21 protein-coding genes are annotated in these 20,957 nt (G+C 62.1%); 10 read left to right on the forward strand and 11 right to left on the reverse strand.

Translation table 11 applies throughout. From position 1 onward, the window contains the following. The first annotated feature begins 27 nt into the window (after positions 1 to 27). From PW947_RS21700 to PW947_RS21710, 3 genes are all read left to right on the forward strand, one after another. Entirely contained in the window at positions 28 to 1,239 is a 1,212-nt protein-coding gene (locus PW947_RS21700; protein WP_299634459.1) for an MFS transporter, read from the forward strand. A gap of 93 nt (positions 1,240 to 1,332) precedes the next feature. Continuing rightward, positions 1,333 to 2,037, forward strand: coding sequence for a 16S rRNA pseudouridine(516) synthase (locus PW947_RS21705; RefSeq protein ID WP_299634460.1), 705 nt, complete (start codon positions 1,333 to 1,335; stop codon positions 2,035 to 2,037). A 168-nt stretch (positions 2,038 to 2,205) separates the two neighbouring features. After that, positions 2,206 to 2,394, forward strand: coding sequence for a hypothetical protein (locus PW947_RS21710; RefSeq protein WP_299634461.1), 189 nt, complete (start codon positions 2,206 to 2,208; stop codon positions 2,392 to 2,394). A 74-nt stretch (positions 2,395 to 2,468) separates the two neighbouring features. Here PW947_RS21710 and PW947_RS21715 read toward each other — a convergent pair whose 3' ends face one another. Then, complete coding sequence (locus PW947_RS21715; RefSeq protein WP_299634462.1) at positions 2,469 to 3,584, reverse strand: NAD-dependent epimerase/dehydratase family protein; 1,116 nt, start codon at positions 3,582 to 3,584, stop codon at positions 2,469 to 2,471. Between the two features lie 156 nt (positions 3,585 to 3,740). Here PW947_RS21715 and PW947_RS21720 point away from each other — a divergent pair, with 156 nt between their 5' ends. From PW947_RS21720 to PW947_RS21730, 3 genes are all read left to right on the forward strand, one after another. Continuing rightward, the gene (locus tag PW947_RS21720; RefSeq protein WP_299634463.1) at positions 3,741 to 4,772 is read left to right on the forward strand and encodes a CDP-6-deoxy-delta-3,4-glucoseen reductase; all 1,032 of its coding nucleotides are present in this window, start codon (positions 3,741 to 3,743) and stop codon (positions 4,770 to 4,772) included. 316 nt (positions 4,773 to 5,088) lie between these two features. Further along, a complete protein-coding gene (locus PW947_RS21725; RefSeq protein ID WP_299634464.1) occupies positions 5,089 to 6,273 on the forward strand; it encodes an acetylornithine transaminase in 1,185 nt (394 codons plus the stop codon). Positions 6,274 to 6,292: 19 nt separating this feature from the next. Then, a complete protein-coding gene (locus PW947_RS21730; protein WP_299634465.1) occupies positions 6,293 to 6,760 on the forward strand; it encodes a GNAT family acetyltransferase in 468 nt (155 codons plus the stop codon). Between the two features lie 99 nt (positions 6,761 to 6,859). Here the strand turns inward: PW947_RS21730 and PW947_RS21735 are convergent, their stop codons facing one another. The 7 genes from PW947_RS21735 to PW947_RS21765 form a co-directional block, all read right to left on the reverse strand. Further along, positions 6,860 to 7,564: an ABC transporter ATP-binding protein gene (locus PW947_RS21735; RefSeq protein WP_299634598.1), complete on the reverse strand. Its 705-nt coding sequence runs from the start codon at positions 7,562 to 7,564 to the stop codon at positions 6,860 to 6,862. Between the two features lie 35 nt (positions 7,565 to 7,599). Then, complete coding sequence (locus tag PW947_RS21740) at positions 7,600 to 8,376, reverse strand: ABC transporter ATP-binding protein (protein ID WP_299634599.1); 777 nt, start codon at positions 8,374 to 8,376, stop codon at positions 7,600 to 7,602. 34 nt (positions 8,377 to 8,410) lie between these two features. Next, positions 8,411 to 9,580 carry an ABC transporter ATP-binding protein gene (locus tag PW947_RS21745; protein ID WP_299634466.1) on the reverse strand — a complete coding sequence of 390 codons (1,170 nt, stop codon included), beginning with the start codon at positions 9,578 to 9,580 and terminating at the stop codon, positions 8,411 to 8,413. Between the two features lie 25 nt (positions 9,581 to 9,605). Next, on the reverse strand, positions 9,606 to 10,556 hold the full coding sequence (locus PW947_RS21750) for a branched-chain amino acid ABC transporter permease (protein WP_299634467.1): 951 nt from the start codon (positions 10,554 to 10,556) through the stop codon (positions 9,606 to 9,608). A 225-nt stretch (positions 10,557 to 10,781) separates the two neighbouring features. Beyond that, positions 10,782 to 11,981, reverse strand: coding sequence for a branched-chain amino acid ABC transporter substrate-binding protein (locus tag PW947_RS21755; RefSeq protein ID WP_299634468.1), 1,200 nt, complete (start codon positions 11,979 to 11,981; stop codon positions 10,782 to 10,784). A 537-nt stretch (positions 11,982 to 12,518) separates the two neighbouring features. After that, complete coding sequence (ispH, locus tag PW947_RS21760; RefSeq protein ID WP_299634469.1) at positions 12,519 to 13,481, reverse strand: 4-hydroxy-3-methylbut-2-enyl diphosphate reductase; 963 nt, start codon at positions 13,479 to 13,481, stop codon at positions 12,519 to 12,521. A gap of 2 nt (positions 13,482 to 13,483) precedes the next feature. After that, positions 13,484 to 13,939 (reverse strand): peptidylprolyl isomerase, encoded by a 456-nt coding sequence (locus PW947_RS21765; RefSeq protein ID WP_299634470.1) that lies wholly within the window; start codon positions 13,937 to 13,939, stop codon positions 13,484 to 13,486. 198 nt (positions 13,940 to 14,137) lie between these two features. On the opposite strand from PW947_RS21765, the gene radC reads away from it, so the two are divergent. The 4 genes from radC to nadB all read left to right on the forward strand — a co-directional run bounded on the left by radC (position 14,138) and on the right by nadB (position 17,481). Beyond that, positions 14,138 to 14,983 (forward strand): DNA repair protein RadC, encoded by an 846-nt coding sequence (gene radC, locus PW947_RS21770; RefSeq protein WP_299634471.1) that lies wholly within the window; start codon positions 14,138 to 14,140, stop codon positions 14,981 to 14,983. A gap of 265 nt (positions 14,984 to 15,248) precedes the next feature. Then, complete coding sequence (rpmB, locus tag PW947_RS21775; protein WP_007586227.1) at positions 15,249 to 15,482, forward strand: 50S ribosomal protein L28; 234 nt, start codon at positions 15,249 to 15,251, stop codon at positions 15,480 to 15,482. Between the two features lie 10 nt (positions 15,483 to 15,492). Beyond that, on the forward strand, positions 15,493 to 15,660 hold the full coding sequence (gene rpmG / locus PW947_RS21780; protein WP_121281636.1) for a 50S ribosomal protein L33: 168 nt from the start codon (positions 15,493 to 15,495) through the stop codon (positions 15,658 to 15,660). A 222-nt stretch (positions 15,661 to 15,882) separates the two neighbouring features. Further along, positions 15,883 to 17,481, forward strand: coding sequence for an L-aspartate oxidase (gene nadB, locus PW947_RS21785; RefSeq protein WP_299634472.1), 1,599 nt, complete (start codon positions 15,883 to 15,885; stop codon positions 17,479 to 17,481). An 85-nt stretch (positions 17,482 to 17,566) separates the two neighbouring features. Here the strand turns inward: nadB and nadC are convergent, their stop codons facing one another. From nadC to PW947_RS21800, 3 genes are all read right to left on the reverse strand, one after another. Beyond that, on the reverse strand, positions 17,567 to 18,466 hold the full coding sequence (gene nadC / locus PW947_RS21790) for a carboxylating nicotinate-nucleotide diphosphorylase (RefSeq protein WP_299634473.1): 900 nt from the start codon (positions 18,464 to 18,466) through the stop codon (positions 17,567 to 17,569). Next, complete coding sequence (gene nadA, locus PW947_RS21795; protein ID WP_299634600.1) at positions 18,466 to 19,602, reverse strand: quinolinate synthase NadA; 1,137 nt, start codon at positions 19,600 to 19,602, stop codon at positions 18,466 to 18,468. The genes nadC and nadA overlap by 1 nt, the downstream gene beginning before the upstream one ends. 112 nt (positions 19,603 to 19,714) lie before the next feature. After that, positions 19,715 to 20,911 carry an acyl-CoA desaturase gene (locus PW947_RS21800; RefSeq protein WP_299634474.1) on the reverse strand — a complete coding sequence of 399 codons (1,197 nt, stop codon included), beginning with the start codon at positions 20,909 to 20,911 and terminating at the stop codon, positions 19,715 to 19,717. Positions 20,912 to 20,957: the final 46 nt, after the last annotated feature.

Genomic DNA, 20,957 nt, shown 5'->3' on the forward strand with positions numbered 1-20,957 from the left:
CCGCCGTTTTCAACTGTCGTTTTCCCCATGCCCTCAGACTCCGCATCACCGCGCAGCGAATTTGCCATCACGCTTCAGATCGTTTCCGTCGTCTGTTTCACCTTTATCTGCTACCTGACGATCGGTCTGCCGCTCGCCGTGTTGCCGGGCTACGTCCACGACGATCTCGGCTACAGCGCGGTCATCGCCGGTCTCGCGATCAGCGTCCAGTACTTCGCGACGCTCGCCTCGCGTCCGCTCGCCGGCCGTTCGGCCGACACGCTCGGCCCCAAGAAAACGGTATCCATCGGTTTGATCGGCTGCGGAATCAGCGGCGTGCTGCTGTTGCTGGCGGTCGTCACGGGTCGCTGGCCGGTGCTGAGCCTGACGCTGCTGGTGCTGAGCCGCCTCGTGCTCGGTTTCGGCGAAAGCCTGTGCGGGACAGGCGCGATTCTGTGGGGCATCGGCCGGGTCGGCACGAACCACAATGCGCGGGTCATTTCGTGGAACGGCATCGCCACCTATGGCGCGCTCGCCATCGGCGCACCGCTCGGCGTGGCGATCTCGCACACGGTCGGCTTCGCGGCGCTCGGCATCTGCGTGATCGTGCTGGCGGCGGCGGGCTACTACCTCGCGCGTCCGATTGCGCCGGTGCCGGTCGTTCACGGCGAACGGATGTCGTATCGCAGCGTGTTCACGCGCGTGTTGCCGCACGGCATCGGCCTGGCGCTCGGTTCGGCGGGTTTCGGTTCGATTGCCACTTTCATCACGCTCTTCTATGCCGCGCGGCACTGGCCGAACGCGGCGCTGTCGCTGACGGTTTTCGGCACGCTGTTTATCGGCGCGCGGCTGCTGTTCGCGAACACCATCAAGACCTATGGCGGCTTTCGCGTCGCCATCGCGTCGTTTTCATTCGAATGTGTCGGTCTGCTGATGCTGTGGCTCGCGCCCGAACCGCATTTCGCGCTGGCGGGCGCGGCATTGACCGGCTTCGGCTTCGCGCTGGTGTTTCCGGCGCTCGGCGTCGAAGCGGTCGGACTGGTGCCGCCGGCCAGCCGCGGCGCGGCCTTGTCCGCGTATTCGGTGTTTCTGGATCTGTCGCTGGGGATTACCGGGCCGCTCGCCGGGTATATCGCCGGGGAATTCGGCTACGGCTCGGTGTTCCTGTTCGCGGCTGTCGCCGCAGCGGCCGCCGTCGCGCTGTCGACGTTCCTGTACCTGCGGCATACCCGCGTCGGTGACGCGAGCGCGGCGGCCTGACCGGTCGCGCGAAGCGGCGGGCGTTGCGGGCACAATAGCGGCTTCCGCAATCGCCCGACCGCCGCAGCCGCAAGCACGGCGCCCCCACCACCGATGAACCTCGAAAGCATTCTCTTTACGCAAGGCTTCGGCTCGCGTCGGCAATGCCGCGCGCTGATCGCCCGCGGCCACGTCACGATCGACGGCGAGAGCGCCACCGATCCCGACGCCGATCACGACACCAACGCGCTGAACTTCACGGTCGACGGCGTCACGTGGCCGTATCACGCGGCCGCGTATATCGTGCTGAACAAGCCGGCCGGCTACGAATGTTCGCGCGATCCGCAACATCATCGAAGCGTGTTCAGCCTGTTGCCGGCGCAATTCGCGACGCGCGGCGTGCAATGCGTCGGGCGTCTCGATCAGGACACGACCGGCCTGCTGCTGCTCTCCGACGACGGCCAGTTTGTCCACGCGTTCACGTCACCGAAACGCAAGGTGCCGAAGCTGTACGTCGCGACCACCCGCCATCCGCTCGACGACGCACAACTTGGCGCGTTGCGCGAAGGCGTCCTGCTGCACGGCGAGCCGAAACCGATCGCCGCCGTCGCCGCGAACGCCCGCGGTGACCACGAACTCGAACTGACCGTGCTCGAAGGCAAATATCATCAGGTCAAACGGATGATCGCCGCCGCCGGAAACCGCTGCGAAGCGCTGCATCGCGACAGCATCGGCGGCTATACGTTGCCCGCCGAACTGGCACCGGGCGCGTGGCAATGGCTCGACGAAACCGCACTCGGACTTCTCCGGAAAGGGTAAACATCGAGCCCGCGCCGAAGTCGTTGATTCGGCACGAAGCACTGCGTGCGAGTCCGTACGCACACACGAAAAAGTTCGCGTTTTGCGCTGCGGCGCAGCATGCCCTTCCTGACATCCCGCCCTATACTCGATTAAACAAGGATTACAAAGGAATCCGGGAGGGGCGCCATGATCCATCACACTGGTTTTGCAATCTCATACCTGATGATTGCGTTCATTGTTATAAGCGCGCTGGTGGTGGGTGGCCTGCTGGCCATCATGCATATGCGCCACAAGTACCACCCGAACCTGATCGGCGCGCTGATCGGCGCGTTTCTGTGTTTCCTGCTGCTGGAAGCCCTGCCCGCGTTGACGTGAACCGAAACCCGGCGCGCGGCCCGACGTAAGCGATCGTGAACGCGCGGATGCGCCGCGTGTTGCAGCGCATCGGCTTATTCGAGCGTCGCGAGAAAGTCGTCGACGCTCGGATAACGCAGCCGCACGCGCAACTCTTCTTTCAGCCGCCGGTTGATCAATCGGCGCGACTCGCGCATGAACGACAGCAGCATCGGATCGATCTGCTGTTCGGCGGCGTCGCGCGAAATGCGCGGCGCGCGCGCAACGCCGAACGCATCGGCGACGGCATCGAAATACTCGCCCATCTTCATCCCGCTATCGTCCGACGCGTGCACCACACGCGCCGGTCGTCCGCGCGTGGTCATCCGCACGAGAATCGCCGCGAGGTCGTCGGCGTGGATATGGCTGGTGTAGACGTCGTCGACATCGAGCAACGCGGGCGTGCGCTTTTCCAGCCGCGCGAGCGGCAAGCGGTTGCCTGCGTAAATGCCGGGAATCCGCGCGACGCTGGCGGCAATCGAGCCGCGCGCGGTGGCCTTGCGCAACAGCCGTTCCGCCGATACACGTCGCTGCGCGCGCGGATTCGCCGGGCGCACCGGACGCGTTTCGTCGATCCATGCACCGCCGCAATCGCCATAGACGCCGGTCGTACTGGCATAGACCACGCGCGGCGCGGCGTGCAGCGGATTCACCCAACGTTTGCCGATGCCCGGCAGCGAACGCGGCACCGGACGCCCGGTCTGCAACACCGGTTTGCGCATCCTGCCGCGCGACGAGCCCTGCGTCGGACGATGCACCCCGTCGGGTACAATATTCGTCGGCTGTGGTCGCATCGACGCACCGCGCAAGCGGCGCAAACGGGCCACCGGCGCAGCGGTTTTCAGGGTCGCGCGGGCGGCCCGAAGCGGCTGTGCGGTCAGCGCGGCAATCAGCGCGCGGGTGCGCCGGTCGAGTTCGCCGTCTTTTTGCGGCGGCGCGAGGTGCAGCACCGTCGGCGCAAGACCGCCGAGGCGGCGCAAGCTGCGTCGCACGTCGAGATCGCCGACCAGCGGGCTGACGCCCGCCGCGCGCAATTCGGTGCAGCGCTCCGGGTGACTCGTCAGGGCGTAGAGGTGGGCGCGCGGTCGCAGCAGTTCGACGCAGCGCATGCCGACGTCGCCGCATCCTACGATCAGGACGCGCGGCCGGCGCAAGGTTCGTGTCGCTCTCATGGTGGACGCATTGTAGCCGCCGCAAGCCCGTGACGAGAACGACCGGCACCGGTCCTCGCCCGCCTCGGCGACGGCTCGCACGCAATGGCAGGACGGCGGTCGCACGCCGCATACATTACCGAATCACAGCATCACCGAACTTAAGATCCCTACGATATGGCATTCAACGTCACCCTCCGGCAAAGCGGCCGGCAGTTTCAAGTGGAACCCGACGAACCCGTGCTGAGCGCCGCTTTGCGCCAGGGCATCGGCCTGCCGTACGGCTGCAAGAACGGCGCGTGCGGGTCGTGCAAGGGCACCGTGGTGAACGGCGATGTCGAACAGGCGCAGCACTCGTCTTCGGCATTGTCGAACGATGAAAAAACCCGCGGCATGGCGCTGTTCTGCTGCGCGACCGCGTGCTCCGACCTCGAAATCGATATCCGCGAAGTGGCCGGTGTCGGCGATGTGCAGGTCAAGAAGCTGCCGTGCCGCGTCAACGCAATCGAGCGCGTCGCCGACGACGTCGTCGTGCTCAAGCTGCAACTGCCCGCCAACGAGCGTCTGCAGTATCTGGCCGGTCAATACCTCGAATTCATCCTGAAGGACGGCAAGCGCCGCAGCTATTCGATGGCGAGCGCGCCGCACGCCGAAGGTCCGGTCGAGCTGCATATCCGCCATATGCCCGGCGGCGTGTTCACCGATCACGTCTTCAACACGCTGAAGGAACGCGACATCCTGCGTTTCGAAGCGCCGCTCGGCACGTTCTTCCTGCGCGAAGATTCGGACAAGCCGATCGTGCTGCTCGGCTCGGGCACGGGCTTCGCGCCGCTGAAGGCGATCGTCGAACATATCGTGCACAAGAAGATCGAGCGTCCGGTCACGCTGTACTGGGGCGCACGTCGCAAGAAAGACCTGTACCTGCTCGAACTCGCCGAACAATGGGCGCGCGACGTGCCGAACTTCACGTTCGTGCCGGTGCTGTCGGAGCCGGACGCGTCGGATGCGTGGACGGGTCGCGTCGGCTTCGTGCATCGCGCGGTGATCGAGGATTTGCCGGATCTGTCCGCGTATCAGGTGTATGCGTGCGGTGCGCCGGTGATGGTGGAATCGGCACAGCGCGATTTCTCGCAGCATCACGGCTTGCCCGAAGACGAGTTCTACGCGGACTCGTTCACCAGCGCCGCCGATCTAGCGAACCCGGTCTGACGCAACGCGAAACGGTAAGCCGCTGAAACCGCGCGTTTGCAAAAACGATGCAACTCAGCGGTTTACACATCGGTCGCGCTTATCGTATCCTTCGACGCATGAACCGCATTCAATCCGAACTCCGACGTCGCCGCTCGCCGCTCCCATTGGGGCGCCGCTGGCTCGTCACGGATTCGCGCCGCTAAACACGCGCATGTAGTTCGAATCATGAAAGCCACGGCCTGCCGTGGCTTTTTTGTTTTTCCCGCCCGCTTTTCATCGTGCTGAAACCTTAGCGTTGTCCATTCACCTTAAGTGCCGTCAGGAGCCTGTTGCCATGAATTTCAATGAGTACCCCATCGAGTCGCTGATGTACATCACCAGCCGTCCGGAGATCGTCTACACGCACGGCAAAGGCTCGTGGCTCTATGACAACGAAGGCAAGCGCTATCTCGACTTCATCCAGGGTTGGGCGGTCAACAGTCTCGGTCATTGCAACGAAGGCATGATCGAGGCGCTGAACACGCAAGCGCGTCTGCTGATCAATCCGTCGCCGGCGTTCTACAACGAGCCGATGGCCCAGCTCGCCAGCCTGCTGACGCAGCACAGCTGCTTCGACAAGGTGTTCTTCGCGAACAGCGGCGCCGAAGCCAACGAAGGCGCGATCAAACTCGCGCGCAAGTGGGGCAAGAAAAACAAGGGCGGCGCGTTCGAGATCATCACGTTCGATCACAGCTTCCACGGCCGCACGATCGCGACCATGTCGGCGAGCGGCAAGCCGGGCTGGGACACGATCTACGCGCCGCAAGTGCCGGGTTTCCCGAAAGCGGATCTGAACGACATCGCGTCGGTCGAGAAGCTGATCAACGACAAGACGGTCGCGGTGATGCTCGAACCGATCCAGGGCGAAGGCGGCGTGATTCCGGCCACGCGCGAATTCATGCAGCAACTGCGCGCGCTGACGAAACAGCACAACCTGCTGCTGATCGTCGACGAAGTGCAGAGCGGTTGCGGTCGTGCCGGCACGCTGTTCGCGTACGAACTGTCGGGCGTCGAACCGGACATCATGACGCTCGGCAAGGGCATCGGCGGCGGCGTGCCGCTGGCCGCGCTGATGGCGAAGCAAGAAATCTGCGTGTTCGAAGCGGGCGATCAGGGCGGCACCTACAACGGCAATCCGCTGATGACGGCGGTCGGCTACTCGGTGATCTCGCAACTGACCGCGCCGGGCTTCCTCGAAAACGTCCGCAAAACCGGCGACTATCTGCGCGCGAAGCTGCTCGAACTGTCGGAAGAACGCGGCTTCAACGGCGAGCGCGGCGAAGGCTTGTTGCGCGCGTTGCTGCTCGGCAAGGACATCGGTCCGCAGATCGTCGAGAAGGCGCGTCTGATGCAACCGGACGGCTTGCTGCTGAATGCGGCGCGCCCGAATCTGCTGCGCTTCATGCCCGCGCTGAACGTCACCACCGGCGAGATCGATCAGATGATGACGATGCTGCGCTCGGTGCTCGATTCGCTGTAATGGGCAAGGACACATGACGATGAACGAAGTCTCATCCGTTGCGATCCGCTGCTTCGACGCACGCGATACCGAAGCTGTCGTTGGGTTGTGGCAGGACGCGTTTCCCGAGTATCGCGATCCGACGCGGCCGCAGCGCAATCCGCATCTGTCGATCGCGAACAAGCTCGCGACGCAGCCGGAACTGTTCTTCGTCGCGACGCGCGATACGCGTATCGTCGGCACGGTAATGGCCGGTTACGACGGCCATCGCGGCTGGATGTACTCGCTCGCGGTGGATGCGTCGGCGCGTCGTCATGGGATCGGCACGCAATTGGTCGCGCATGCCGAACGTGCATTGATCGCGCGCGGCTGCCCGAAGGTGAATCTGCAGGTGTTGAGCGCGAAAGCCGAGGTGCAGGCGTTCTACGAAGCGCTCGGTTATCGCGCGGATGCCGTGATCAGTCTCGGCAAACGGCTCGACGGCGCGGCGCTCGAATCGACGGCGTGAACATCGGCGCTCGAAGCGTCGGCGCACGATAAAAAGCCCGTATGCGTTGGCACGCATACGGGCTTTTTTTAACCCCACGACAGCGGGTATCGAGCCGGCTTATTCGCCGAGGTACGCTGCACGCACCTTCGGATCATCCAGCATCTGCTTCGCGTCGCCGGACATCGTGACGAGACCGGAATCCATCACGTAGCCGCGGTTCGCCGCTTGCAACGCGAGACGCGCGTTCTGCTCGACCAGCAGCACGGTCATGCCTTCGCCGGAAATCGCACGCACCACTTCGAAGATCTTCTCGACCATGATCGGCGACAGACCCATCGACGGTTCGTCCAGCAACAGCAGCTTCGGCTTGCTGATGATCGCGCGCGCCATCGCCAGCATCTGCTGCTCGCCGCCCGACAACGTGCCGGCAAACTGCGCTGCACGTTCCTTCAGACGCGGGAAGAAACCGAACATGCGATCGACGTCGGCCTTGATGCCCTCCGTATCCTTACGCAGATACGCGCCCATCTGCATGTTTTCGATGATCGACATGCGCGCGAAGATGCCACGGCCTTCCGGCACCATCGCCAGACCGCGCTTGAGGAGTTCGTGCGCGGGCAGACCCTTGATCGACTGACCCATGTACTCGATATCGCCTGCCGAGTACGCCTTCAGGCCGGTGATCGCCTTCATCGTGGTGGTCTTGCCCGCACCGTTCGCGCCGATCAGCGTGACCAGTTCGCCCTGCTCCACTTGCAGGTCGATGCCCTTGACGGCCTGAATACCGCCATAGTTGACCTGCAGACCCTTGATTTTCAGCATCGGGGTATTTGCACTCGTTGCCATAGTCGCTGCCATCAATGAACTCCCGCGCCGAGGTAAGCCTCGATCACCTTCGCATCCTTCTGCACGTCTTGCGGCAGACCTTGCGCAATCACCTTGCCGTAGTCGAGCACCGTCATCTGGTTGCACAGACCCATCACCAGTTTCACGTCGTGCTCGATCAGCAGGATCGTCTTGCCGTCCGCGCGGATCTTGTCGAGCAGCTTGGTCAGCTCGACCTTTTCCGTTGCGTTCATGCCGGCGGCGGGCTCATCCAGCGCGAGCAGCTTCGGATCGGTGGCCAGCGCACGGGCGATTTCCAGACGACGCTGGTGACCGTACGACAGGTTGCGCGACGTGAAATCCGCGTATTGCGCGATGCCGACGTACTCGAGCAGTTCGATCGCGCGTTCCTTGATCTCACGCTCTTCCTGGCGCTCCGCCGGGGTCTGGAACACCGCGCCCAGCAGACCGTGCTTCGTGCGAACGTGACGGCCGACCATCACGTTTTCCAGCGCGGTCATGCCGCCGAACAGACGGATGTTCTGGAACGTCCGCGCGATACCGGCCTTCGCGACCTGATACACAGCAGTCGGCGTGTACGGCGTGCCGTCGAGCTTGAACTCGCCGGAGTCCGGCGTGTAGAGACCCGTGATCACGTTGAAAAACGTGGTCTTGCCTGCGCCGTTCGGGCCGATCAGGCCGTAAATCTGGCCGCTCTTGATTTCCAGTCCGACTTCCGACAGCGCCTGCAGGCCGCCGAAACGCTTGTTCACGCCCTTGACGGACAGACGGACTTGATCGTTGCTCACAGTAGTGCTCATTGTGTTTTCTCCCAGCCTGCCTTTAGGCGCGCACCGGCTTCTTGGCGCCGCGCTTCGCGAGTTTGGCGATCTTGTCTTCGTGCTTCGGCGACGGCCACAGGCCTTCCGAGCGATAGAGCATGATCAGCACCATCGCGAGTGCGTAGACCAGCTGGCGGATGACTTCCGTATCGACGATCTCGTGACCGAACAGCATGTTCTGCAGCGGACCCATCGTCGAGCGCAGGAATTCCGGCAGCACGGCGAGCAGCACCGCGCCGAGAATCACGCCCGGGATGTGGCCCATACCGCCCAGCACCACGCAGGCCAGCACGACGATCGATTCCGACAGCGTGAACGATTCCGGCGACACGAAGCCCTGGAACGAGCCGAACATCGCGCCCGACAGACCGCCGAACGATGCGCCCATCGCGAAAGCCAGCAGCTTCACGTTACGGGTGTTGATGCCCATCGCCTTCGCGGCGATTTCGTCTTCGCGGATCGCGGCCCATGCACGGCCGATACGCGAGTGTTGCAGACGCGTACACACCCAGATCACCAGCAGCGCGCACAGTACGAACACGTAGTAGTACGAGTACACCGACGGGAAGTTGATGCCGAACAGCGAGTGCGATTGCGCGAGGCTGAAGTCGCCGACGTGAATCGGGTCGATCGCCGTGATCCCCTTCGGGCCGTTGGTGATGTTCACCGGACGGTCGAGGTTGTTCATGAAGATCCGGACGATTTCCCCGAAGCCCAGGGTCACGATCGCGAGGTAGTCGCCACGCAGACGCAGCGTCGGTGCGCCGAGCAGAATCCCGAACAGCGCCGCGACCGCCATCGCACACGGGATGATGATCAGGAACGGCACATGCAAACCGTTCGGCGCGAAGTGCGCGATCCACTCGAATTGCGACGACAGGTGCGGCGAGCTCAGCAGCGCCGTGACATAGGCGCCGACCGCGTAAAACGCGATGTAGCCCAGGTCGAGCAAGCCTGCGAAACCCACCACGACGTTCAGGCCGAGCGCGAGCATCACGTACAGCATCGCGAAGTCGAGCACGCGGACCCAATAGTTGCCGCCTGCCGCGCCGATGATCATCGGCGCGAGGATCACGAATACCGCGGTGATGATGCCGACCGTCAGCGTCTTCGTGCGGTTCTTCTCGGGGATCAAGGTCGTGGACGGCTCGATCGGTTGAATTGAGGTCATTTGTATAACTCCTTATGGCCTGGAATTAAGCTCGATCCGCGACACGTTCGCCGAGCAGACCCGACGGACGGAACACCAGCACGATAATCAGGACGATGAACGCAAACACGTCCTGGTAGTTCGAACCAAACACGCCACCGGTCAGATTGCCGATGTAACCCGCGCCCAGCTGCTCGATCAGGCCCAGCAGCACGCCGCCGACCATCGCGCCGCCGAGGTTGCCGATCCCGCCCAGCACCGCTGCGGTAAAGGCCTTCAGACCGGGGATGAAGCCCATGTAGAAGTGCGCGTTGCCGTATTCCGACGCGATCATCACGCCGGCCAGTGCGGCCAGCGCCGAGCCGATCATGAACGTTGCCGAGATCACGAAGTTCGGGTTCACGCCCATCAGGCTGGCGTTGTTCGGGTTCTCCGCGATCGCGCGCATTGCGCGGCCCAGCTTGGTCTTGTGCACCAGCAGCAGCAGACCGGCCATCACGAGGAACGCAACCACGATGATCACGATTTCAGTCATCGAGATCACGGCGCCCGGCGTCGTATCCGTGGCCTTGATCACGTTGAGCGGATCGGTCGGCAGAAGCTGCGGGAAAGCCAGCGGATTACGGCCCCAGATCATCATGGCCAGCGTTTGCAGCAGGATCGACACGCCGATCGCGGTGATCAGCGGTGCGAGGCGCGGCGCGCGGCGCAGCGGCCGGTACGCAACCCGTTCGATCGTATAACCGACTATCGCGCACACCACGGCCGCAACGACCAGCGCGATGACGAGTGTCAGCACATGGCCGAGACCCGGAAAATGGTTCTGCAGCACGCCGATAGCCGAGAGCGCGACCATCGCGCCCACCATCAACACATCGCCGTGGGCGAAGTTGATGATGCCCAGAATGCCGTAAACCATCGTGTAGCCCAGTGCGATGATGGCGTACACGCTGCCAAGCACCAGTCCGTTGATGATCTGCTGGATGAAAATATCCATTTATTGCTCCTTAGCCCGTGCGACTGGATTCGCGTGGTTCATCAGCCGGTGGGCGGTGATGCTTCACGGAATCGCAACGGCACTGCGGGTACTGATGTAAAAGACCGGTAAGGGTTATCCGTCACCGGCACGCCAATCAACCGGGTTGCAGTTGGTGGCATGCCGCAGGCGGATGCAAAAACGGCACCGTTGGGTGGGTCGGTGCCGTCAGGCTATACGTCCCGCTCACATCTTCACGACGTCGAGAACCGCTTTCTTGCCGTCCTTGAAGTCGTAAAGCGTAATGGCACCCTCTTTCAAATCACCCTTGTCGTCGAATGCGATATGGCCGATTACACCGTTGTAGTCGGTGGACGGCATCGCAGCCAGCACCTTGGGCGCGTCGATCGAGTTAGCGCGCTTCATTGCATCGACTATCACGTACACAGCGTCGTACGTGAACGGTGCGTAAATCTGCACCGGCGTGTGAAAGCGGTCTTCGTACTTCTTTTGGAAGTCCGCTCCCTTGTCCATCTTCGAAAGCGCGAGTCCCGCTTCCGAACACACCAGGTTATGCACGGCGGTACCCGCCAGCTCCCCTACCTTGTCGGTACACACGCCGTCGCCGCCAAGGATTTTTGCCCCGATTCCGAGCGCGGCCGCCTGCTTCGTGAAAGGCCCGCCCGTTGCGTCCATTCCGCCGAACATGATGACGTCCGGATGAACACTCTTGATCTTCGTGAGGATGGCCCGGAAGTCCGTGGCCTTGTCAGTCGTCGCTTCGCGCGCGACGATCTTTGCACCGCTTGCCTCGACACTCTTCGCGAATTCGTCCGCGAGACCTTTGCCGTAGGCGGTTGCGTCGTCCACGATCGCGATGCGCTTTGCATTGAGCGCCTTGGTCGCGTAACCGGCGAGCGCGGGACCTTGCTGCGCGTCGGTGGCGACGACCCGGTACGTGGTCTTGAAACCTTGCTGTGTATACGCAGGATTGGTCGACGACGGTGAAATCTGCACGATGCCGGCGTCGCTATAAATCTTCGACGCCGGGATCGACACGCCCGAATTCAGATGGCCGACCACGGCCACGACGTGATCGTCGACCAGCTTCTGCGCGACTTGCGTGCCGGTCTTCGGATCGGCGGCGTCGTCCTGCGCATCGAGTTCGAGCTGGATCTTGCGACCGTCGATGGTCAAACCCTGCGTGTTGATTTCTTCGATCGCGAGGCGAGCCCCGTTTTCATTGTCCTTACCGAGGTGCGCAATGCCACCCGTCAACGGACCGGCATGACCGATCCGGACGATGGTTGCATCGCTTGCCGGCGCGGCTGCCGAAACAGCAGCCGATGCGCCTGTGCCTGCCTCGCCTTCATTCTTCTTGCCGCACGCGGTCAACAGCGCAACCGCGGCCGCGATGGACACGGCGTAAGCAAACTCGACTCGCATTAATTAGGTCTCCCGCGCCTTGCAATTTCGGTGTCCCAAGCCCCGGAGGCCTTGAGAACGCGCGCATTGTAACTCCAATTTTGCGATGGGCAATATTGTTGAAACGGCAGGGTTTTCCTGCATTGCAACCGCTTTTTGAGTCGAACTTTCGTCAAAAGTAGCAACCAGGTTGCGACTCATTTTCGTGCACCAGTTGCACCACCGCAGACAACCGTTGCATCAACTGTTGCGCGACTGGGTTCGTAGCGCTTGATTTAACAGTGGAAGCCGCGGGCGTCAGCGCCGAACCGCTGGAAAAACCTTGCGCACCAACACGGTGCAATTCGTCATCAACCGCACGTTAATAATGGGGACGTATCGAAGCGCAGCCATCAAAATTAGGGTACTTCACCAAAAAAATTGTCGGGTTTTTGGGTGCGTTTTCACACTAAAAATTTGATGTGTCCCCGAATTTTTATTGTGTGAAACGTTTGCTGGAGACGCGTAGAAATAAAAAAAGCGCGCCGTTGGCGCGCTTTTTTGCGGTTTGAACGCGTGTCAGGCAGGAATGCCCAAGCCTCGCGGAAGCGGAAACGCGATGTTTTCCTCGATGCCTTCGAGCGCGCGCACGTTGCGCACGCCGAGTTCACGCAAACGGCCGATCACCGCCTGAGCCAGCGCTTCCGGCGCCGACGCGCCCGCCGTCACGCCGATACGGCGCTTGCCTTCGACCCAGACCGGATCGATCTGGTCGGGCGAGTCCACCATGTAGGACGGCACGCCGAGCTTTTCAGCCAGTTCGCGCAGACGGTTCGAATTCGAACTGTTGGGGCTGCCAACCACGATCACCACGTCGCACTGCGGCGCCATGAACTTGACGGCGTCCTGACGGTTCTGGGTGGCGTAGCAGATGTCCTGCTTCTTCGGTTCGCGAATGGCCGGGTACTTCGCCTTCAGCGCGCCGATGATCTGCGCCGCGTCATCCACCGACAGCGTGGTTTGCGTGACGAACGCGATACGGTCGGGATCGGCAAGGTCGAGCTTCTGGACGTCTTCGATGTCTTCGACGAGATGCATGCCCTCGCCCGCCTGGCCCATCGTGCCTTCGACTTCCGGATGGCCCTTGTGGCCGATCATGACGATCGAGAAACCGTCCTGGCGCATTTTTGCGACTTCGATATGCACCTTGGTCACGAGCGGACAGGTGGCGTCGTACACGCGCAGCCCGCGCGACTCGGCCTCGGCGCGAACCGCCTTCGACACGCCGTGCGCACTGAAAATGACCGTATTGCCCGCCGGCACTTCTTCCAGCTGCTCGATGAAGATCGCGCCTTTCTTGCGCAGATCCTCGACCACATAAGCGTTGTGGACGATTTCGTGGCGCACGTAGATGGGCGAGCCGTGCAGCGTGATCGCGCGCTCGACGATTTCGATTGCCCGGTCGACACCGGCGCAGAAACCGCGCGGTTGCGCGAGCAGGATCTCGGCTTCGGCGAGAGTCGTATCCGTGATGCTCGTCATAGTTACAGGATTCCGATGATTTTCACTTCGAACGCCAGCGCCTGGCCGGCAAGCGGGTGATTGAAATCGAACAGGGCGGAGGTTTCGCCCACTTCTTTCAGCACGCCGGCGTAGCGGCCGCCGCCCGGCGCGTTGAATTCGACCAGGTCGCCCGGCGAAAAATCCTCGCCGATCATGCTGTTTTCGCGCAGCGTCGCCAGCGACACGCGCTGGATCAATTCCGGGTTGCGCGGACCGAAAGCCTGACCTTCCGCTAGCTGAACGGTCGAATGGTGGCCGACCTTCAAACCCAGCAGAATGTCTTCGAGCGGCGGCGCAAGTTGGCCGGCGCCCAGCAGCAGCGTGGCGGGCTTGTCGTTGAAGGTACTGATGACTTCGGCGCCATCGGCAAGGGAAAGCCGGTAGTGAAGCGTGACGTGCGAACCGGATTTCACTTCAGAGATGTCGATGATGCTCATGCGTTACTCGTTCGTTCGGGACGCGCTGCACGCGGGCCACCGGAGCTTGTCGGCGCCGTTGGCGCGTGTGGCAAACCGTCATGGTGCCAAGCGCAAACGCCTATTGTAAGCCACATATTTGACTGCGGTTCGACGTCCGGCACGAAGCGCTGTCGGTCGCCGCACCCGCGCGCAGCACCCTTTGCGGAGAATCATGTGATGAACCAGCTTGTCAGCACCCTCCAGAAACCCTTGCCGGACGGGGTGGAGGCGCGTGAAACCTCGCACCTGCCACATGATGCCGAGGACCTCGACTCATGCGTCGAGTGGGCCGACGCGCCACCTGACGACCTCGTGGCGACAGATTTTTCCATTGCCGACACCATCTCGCGCAAGCGACAAGGTTGGCCCACCCGCGACATGCCGCGCGAGCGCCTGTTCGACGCCGGGACGGCCGCCCTGTCCGACACGGAAATGGTCGCGCTGGTGCTCGGCTCGGGCATGGCGGGCCACGATGTGTTCGGCATCGCGCGTTCGTTGCTGCAACGCTTCGGCTCGTTGCGCGCGATGCTCGATGCGACGCCCGAAGATTTCGCCGGGCTGCGCGGCGTCGGCCCGGCCAAACGTGCGCAATTGCTGGCGATCATCGAAATGGCGCGGCGCGCGCTGGCGGAGAAAATGCGCGAGCGTCCGCTGATCGATTCACCCGACTCCGTCGAAGATTATCTGCGCCTGCTGATCGGCGCCCGGCCTTACGAGGTGTTCGTTTGCCTGTTCCTCGACGCGCGGCATCGGCTGATCCGGACCGAGGAGAATTCACGCGGATCGCTGACGCGAATGGCGGTCTATCCGCGAGAAATTGTGCGTCGAACGCTCGCGGCTAATGCAGCAAGCCTGATCGTGGCGCATAATCACCCCTCCGGTGCCGTCAAACCCAGCGCGAGCGATCGTCAATTGACTCAGGTTTTGCGCGATACCCTTGCGCTGATCGATGTCCAGTTGATCGACCATCTGGTAATCGGCGCACACGACACCTACTCTTTCGCGAGGGCCGACTGGTCCTGAAAAGTGTTGTCGCACGGCGCTCCGGCCGTGCCGGCGCGAGTCTCACCGATGTCCGCCAAGGCTCGGCTGTCGCAAATAAGGTTTGATTTTTCGGGATTTTCCCTGCTAGAATCCTGGTTTGCCTGTTTCCAACCCCTGTTCCGAAGCCACCAAGGCTTTCCGGAAAAGTAGCGGTTCAATGCACTAACCCGCATTCGTACCAGCCTCTTCTCCGGGATACTTTCACGGCGTTCGAACTCAGAATTAGCGTATTAGGAGTGCTCTCATGGCACGCGTATGCCAAGTAACTGGGAAAGCGCCGATGAGCGGCAACAACGTTTCCCACGCGAACAACAAGACCAAGCGTCGTTTTCTTCCGAACCTGCAGAATCGCCGGTTCTGGGTCGAAAGCGAAAACCGTTGGGTGCGTCTGCGCGTCTCGAACGCCGGTCTGCGCCTGATTGACAAGAACGGTATCGACACCGTGCTCGCGGATCTGCGCGCACGCGGCGAAGCCTAAGGAGTAAATCATGGCAAAAGGCGCACGCGACAAGATCAAGCTGGAATCGACCGCAGGTACGGGTCACTTCTACACCACCACGAAGAACAAGCGCAACATGCCGGAAAAGATGGCGATCATGAAGTTCGATCCCGTCGTCCGTAAGCACGTTGAGTACAAAGAAACCAAGATCAAGTAAGCTCGGTTTCCGCGTCAGTTCGACGCAAAAAGCCCCGCACTCGTGCGGGGCTTTTTGCTTTGCGCGAGCGATTCTTGCGAGAAACATTCACGCCTATTCCATTTGGCCAGCTTTCCGTTGCGAGCGCGCGCGCGTATCCTTTCCCGTTCATTGCTAACTTGTTTGCGGTAATGCGCACCACGTTGCGCACCGACGGCAAAACGAACGACGGAGATGCGGCAGATGAATTTCGATGTGGCGATTGTCGGCAGCGGCCTTGCGGGCTTGAGCGTTGCGCTGAATCTCGCGGAAACGCGTCGCGTGGCGGTGATCGCAAAGCGCTCGATGACCGATGGCGCGAGCGACTGGGCCCAAGGCGGCATCGCGGCCGTTCTCGACTCCGCGGACAGCATCGAGAATCACGTGCGGGACACACTCGTAGCCGGCGGCGGCTTGTGTGACGAGGCGGCAACGCGCTACATCGTCGAACACGGGCGCGCGGCCATTCAGTGGCTGATCGACCAGGACGTGCCGTTCACGCGCGACAACGCAGCGGAACTCGGTTTTCACCTGACGCGCGAAGGCGGCCACAGCCATCGGCGGATCATTCACGCGGCCGACGCGACCGGCCACGCCGTCGTCGCGACCTTGTCCGAGCGCGTTCGCCGTCATCCGAATATCACGCTGCTCGAAAATCATTGCGCGATCGACCTGATTACGTCCGACCGGCTCGGCCTGCCCGGTCGCCGTTGTCACGGCCTGTACGCGCTCGACATCGAAACCGGCCGCACCGTGACCATCGAAGCTGCGCACACGGTGCTCGCCACCGGTGGCGCGGGCAAGGTCTACCTCTACACGACCAACCCCGACACCGCCACCGGCGACGGCATTGCGATGGCGTGGCGCGCCGGCTGCCGCGTGTCGAACATGGAATTTATCCAGTTCCATCCAACCTGCCTGTTCCACCCGTACGCCAAGTCGTTCCTGATTTCGGAAGCGGTGCGCGGCGAAGGCGGCATCCTCAAACTCCCGGACGGCACGCGCTTCATGCCGGATCACGACGAACGCGCGGAGCTCGCGCCGCGCGACGTGGTCGCGCGCGCGATCGATTTCGAGATCAAGAAGCGCGGGATCGACTGCGTGTATCTCGACATCAGCCATCAACCGGCCGAATTTCTGCAAGAGCATTTCCCGACGATCCTCGCTCGCTGCAAGGAATTCGGCATCGACATCACGAAAGAGCCGATTCCGGTCGTGCCGGCCGCACACTACACCTGCGGCGGCGTTGTGACGGACCTGGCCGGACGCACCGATCTCGCGGGGCTCTACGCCGTCGGCGAAACCTCCTGCACCGGTCTGCACGGCGCGAACCGGCTGGCAAGCAACTCGTTGCTCGAATGCATCGTGATCGGGCGGTCGGCTGCGGCAGCCATCGAAGAGGAAGGATTCGGCGCGGCAGTTCATGCGCCGTTGCCCGACTGGGACGAAAGCCGCGTATCGGACCCGGACGAGGAAGTGGTGGTCGCGCACAACTGGGACGAGCTGCGCCGGCTGATGTGGAATTACGTCGGCATCGTGCGAACCGACAAGCGGCTCGCGCGCGCGAAGCATCGACTGTCCCTGCTTCGCGACGAGATCCACGAGTACTACGCGAACTTCAAGGTCAGCCGTGACTTGCTGGAACTGCGTAACCTCGTCGACGTCGCGTCGTTGATAGTCGATAGCGCGCGCTCACGTCGCGAAAGCCGGGGGCTGCATTTCAGCCGGGACTGGCCGGCCGCGCTGCCCAAAGCCCTGCCGACGGTGTTGTCGCCGGAAAACGTACGGAACCGTAACGTCTAACCACGCAACACTGACCGCGCGTTCGGCGCAATAAAAAACGGCCACAGAAGTGGCCGTTCTTTTTTGCCCACAATACCCGCCGTGATCAAACGAAACGCATCGAATAGTCGGTCGCCCGCACGTCTTTGGTCAGCGCGCCGATCGACACTCGATCCACACCCGTTTCGGCGATCGTCCGGACCGTGTCGAAATTGACGCCGCCGGACACTTCCAGCACCGCGCGACCTGCCGTGATCCGGACCGCCTCGCGCATCGCGTCGAACGAGAAATTGTCCAGCAGAACGGATTGCGCCCGATGTGCGAGCGCAATTTCGAGCTGGGCAAGCGTCTCGACTTCGATCTGGATCGACACGCCCGCGTCGAGCGCGAGCGCCGCGTCCATCGCCGCGCCGACGCCGCCTGCGGCAGCAATGTGGTTTTCCTTGATCAGAATGCCGTCATACAGCGCAAGCCGCTGATTCGCGCCGCCGCCGACGCGAACCGCGTATTTTTGCGCGAGACGCAAGCCAGGCAAGGTTTTGCGGGTATCGAGCACGCGCGTTTGCGTGTGTGCGATCGCATCGACATAACGCCGCGTGGCACTCGCAACGCCTGACAGCAGTTGCAGAAAATTCAGGCCGTTGCGCTCGGCCGTCAGCAGCGAACGCGCCGCGCCGCGCAACTCGCAGACGGTCGAATTCGCCGTCATCCGGTCGCCTTCGCGATAGCGCCAGTTCACGCTGATGGCCGGGTCGACGCGCCGCATCACTTCGTTGAACCACGGCACGCCGCACAACACCGCATCTTCGCGGACGATGATTCGCGCGTCGCGCGCATCGTCGGCTGGTACCAGAAGGCCGGTCAGATCGCCGCTGCCGACGTCTTCATCGAGCGCATCCGCGACATTGCGGGCGAGTGCCGCACCGAACGCGTCGCCGTATTGCGCGCGAATTTCGCCGAACAACGGTGACACCGCACCGTCCAGATTGACTTCCGCTGAACTCATTACGCCGGCCCCACATTTGCGAATAACGCGTTGTCGTTCGCGAAATCACCGCTTGTCTGCACGCGCTTCTTTTGACGCGCGGCGAAATCGAGCATGCGATCGATCGGCAACCGTGCTCGCTCGCCGATCGCGCGATCCACGAAAATTTCGTTGTGACCGCGCTCCAGCACATCGGCGAGGTTCGTGAGGCCGTTCATCGCCATCCACGGACAGTGCGCGCAACTTTTGCACGTGGCGCTATTGCCCGCGGTTGGCGCGGCGATGAAGGTCTTGTTGGGCGCGGCGATGCGCATCTTGTACAGAATGCCCAGGTCGGTCGCGACGATGAAATGCGTTGCATCGAGACGCTGTGCGGCGTCGATCAACTGGGTCGTCGAACCGACCACGTCGGCCTGCGCCACGACGCCTGCCGGCGATTCAGGATGCACGAGCACCTTCGCGCCCGAATACTCGGCGCGCAGCAAATCGAGCTCGATGCCTTTGAACTCGTCGTGGACGAGGCAGGAGCCTTGCCACATCAGCATGTCCGCACCGGTCTTTTCCTGGATGTAACCACCAAGATGCCGATCCGGCGCCCACAGGATTTTCTCTCCGCGCGCGTGCAGATCGGCGACGATATCCAGCCCGATCGACGACGTCACCATCCAGTCGGCCCGCGCCTTCACAGCCGCGCTGGTGTTCGCGTAGACCACGACCGTGCGATCCGGATGCGCGTCACAGAAAGCGGAAAACTCATCGACCGGACAACCCAGGTCCAGCGAGCAGGTGGCATCCAGATCGGGCATCAAAATGCGCTTGTCCGGACTCAGAATCTTCGCGGTTTCGCCCATGAACCGGACGCCGGCAACCACGAGCGTTTGCGCAGCGTGATCGCGGCCAAAGCGGGCCATTTCCAGCGAGTCTGCGACGCAACCGCCGGTCTCGTCGGCCAGCTCCTGAAGCTCCGGATCGACATAATAGTGCGCGACCAGCACCGCCCTTTCACGCTCGAGGAGCGCGCGGATTCGTGCTTTCAACGCGAGTTTTTCAGCCGCCGACGGCGTGTCCGGCACCTTCGCCCACGCCTGGCCGATCCCACAGGTTACGCCTTGCGCTTGCGGCCGGTCGTATTCGACGCTCCTGATCGCCTGCTGAATCATAATCTCCTCTGCCCTGCTGATTTGCCGCCTACGTTTTCGGCAGCCCAAAAAGCAAAACCCCGCCAACGCGGGGTTTTGTGACGTGCCGAAATCTTAACGGATTTCGTACTCAGGCATAACGACGCAGACGCATCGCAAATTCCTGCAAAGCCTTGATGCCGCTTTCTTCAGCGCGATGGCACCAGTCTTGAAGCTGAACCAGCAACTGTTCGCGCGATGCGTTCGAGCGTTCCCACATCGCAGACAACTCGCGGCGCAGTTCGATGTATGTAGCGAGCTTCTGGCTGTCAGCGAAGATTTGCGGCAACTGACGTTTCTGCGGCTCGTCGAGGCCTGCCTCTTCCTTGTGGAACCAGCTACGCGCACCACGCATCACCTGATACTTTTCACGTGCGCCTACTTCCTTCAGATGCGCGAGTTCCTGACGATATGCGCGCTTCAGTGCCTTGCCGTAACGCGCCATCACTTCATAGCGGTTGGCCAGCACGGCTTGCAGCGTGTCCTGATCGAGCACCAGCTTGCTGGTGGACAGACGCGGCGTGGGCGCAACCTTCTTGACCTTGGCAAGACGGAATGCCGACATGATGCGGATATACATCCAGCCGATATCGAACTCGTACCACTTGTTCGACAGCTTCGCCGACGTCGCGTACGTGTGGTGATTGTTGTGCAGTTCTTCGCCGCCGATGATGATGCCCCACGGCAGCAGGTTCGTGCTCGCATCCGACGAATTGAAGTTGCGATAGCCCCAGAAGTGCGCGAGACCGTTGACAACGCCAGCCGCCCAGAACGGGATCCACACCATCTGGATCGCCCAGACCGTCAGACCGACGATGCCGAACAACGCCACGTTCATGACCATCATCAGGCTGATGCCGAGGATCGGGTACTTGGTGTAGACGTTGCGTTCCATCCAGTCGTTCGGCGTGCCGTGACTGAACTTGCGCATCGTTTCTTCGTTTTTCGCTTCAGCGCGATAGAGTTCGGCACCTTCGAGCAGAACCTTCATCAGACCGCGCGTTTGCGGGCTGTGCGGATCTTCTTCGGTTTCGCACTTGGCGTGGTGCTTACGGTGGATCGCCGCCCACTGGCCAGTCAGCATGCCGGTGGTCATCCACAGCCAGAACCGGAAAAAATGACTCGCAATAGGATGCAACTCCAGCGCGCGATGCGCCTGGCAGCGGTGCAGATACACGGTCACACCAATAATGGTGATGTGCGTAACGACCAGCGTGTAGAGCACGAGTTGCAACCAGGAGAAGCGCAGCAGGCCGTGGGCAAGGAAATCAAGCAGGGAATTCAACAAAGTTGTTTACCTGAGTAACGAGAGACGGGATTGCCAAGACAATCGC

The organism is Paraburkholderia sp., from assembly GCF_028283785.1.
Classification (GTDB): Bacteria; Pseudomonadota; Gammaproteobacteria; order Burkholderiales; family Burkholderiaceae; genus Paraburkholderia.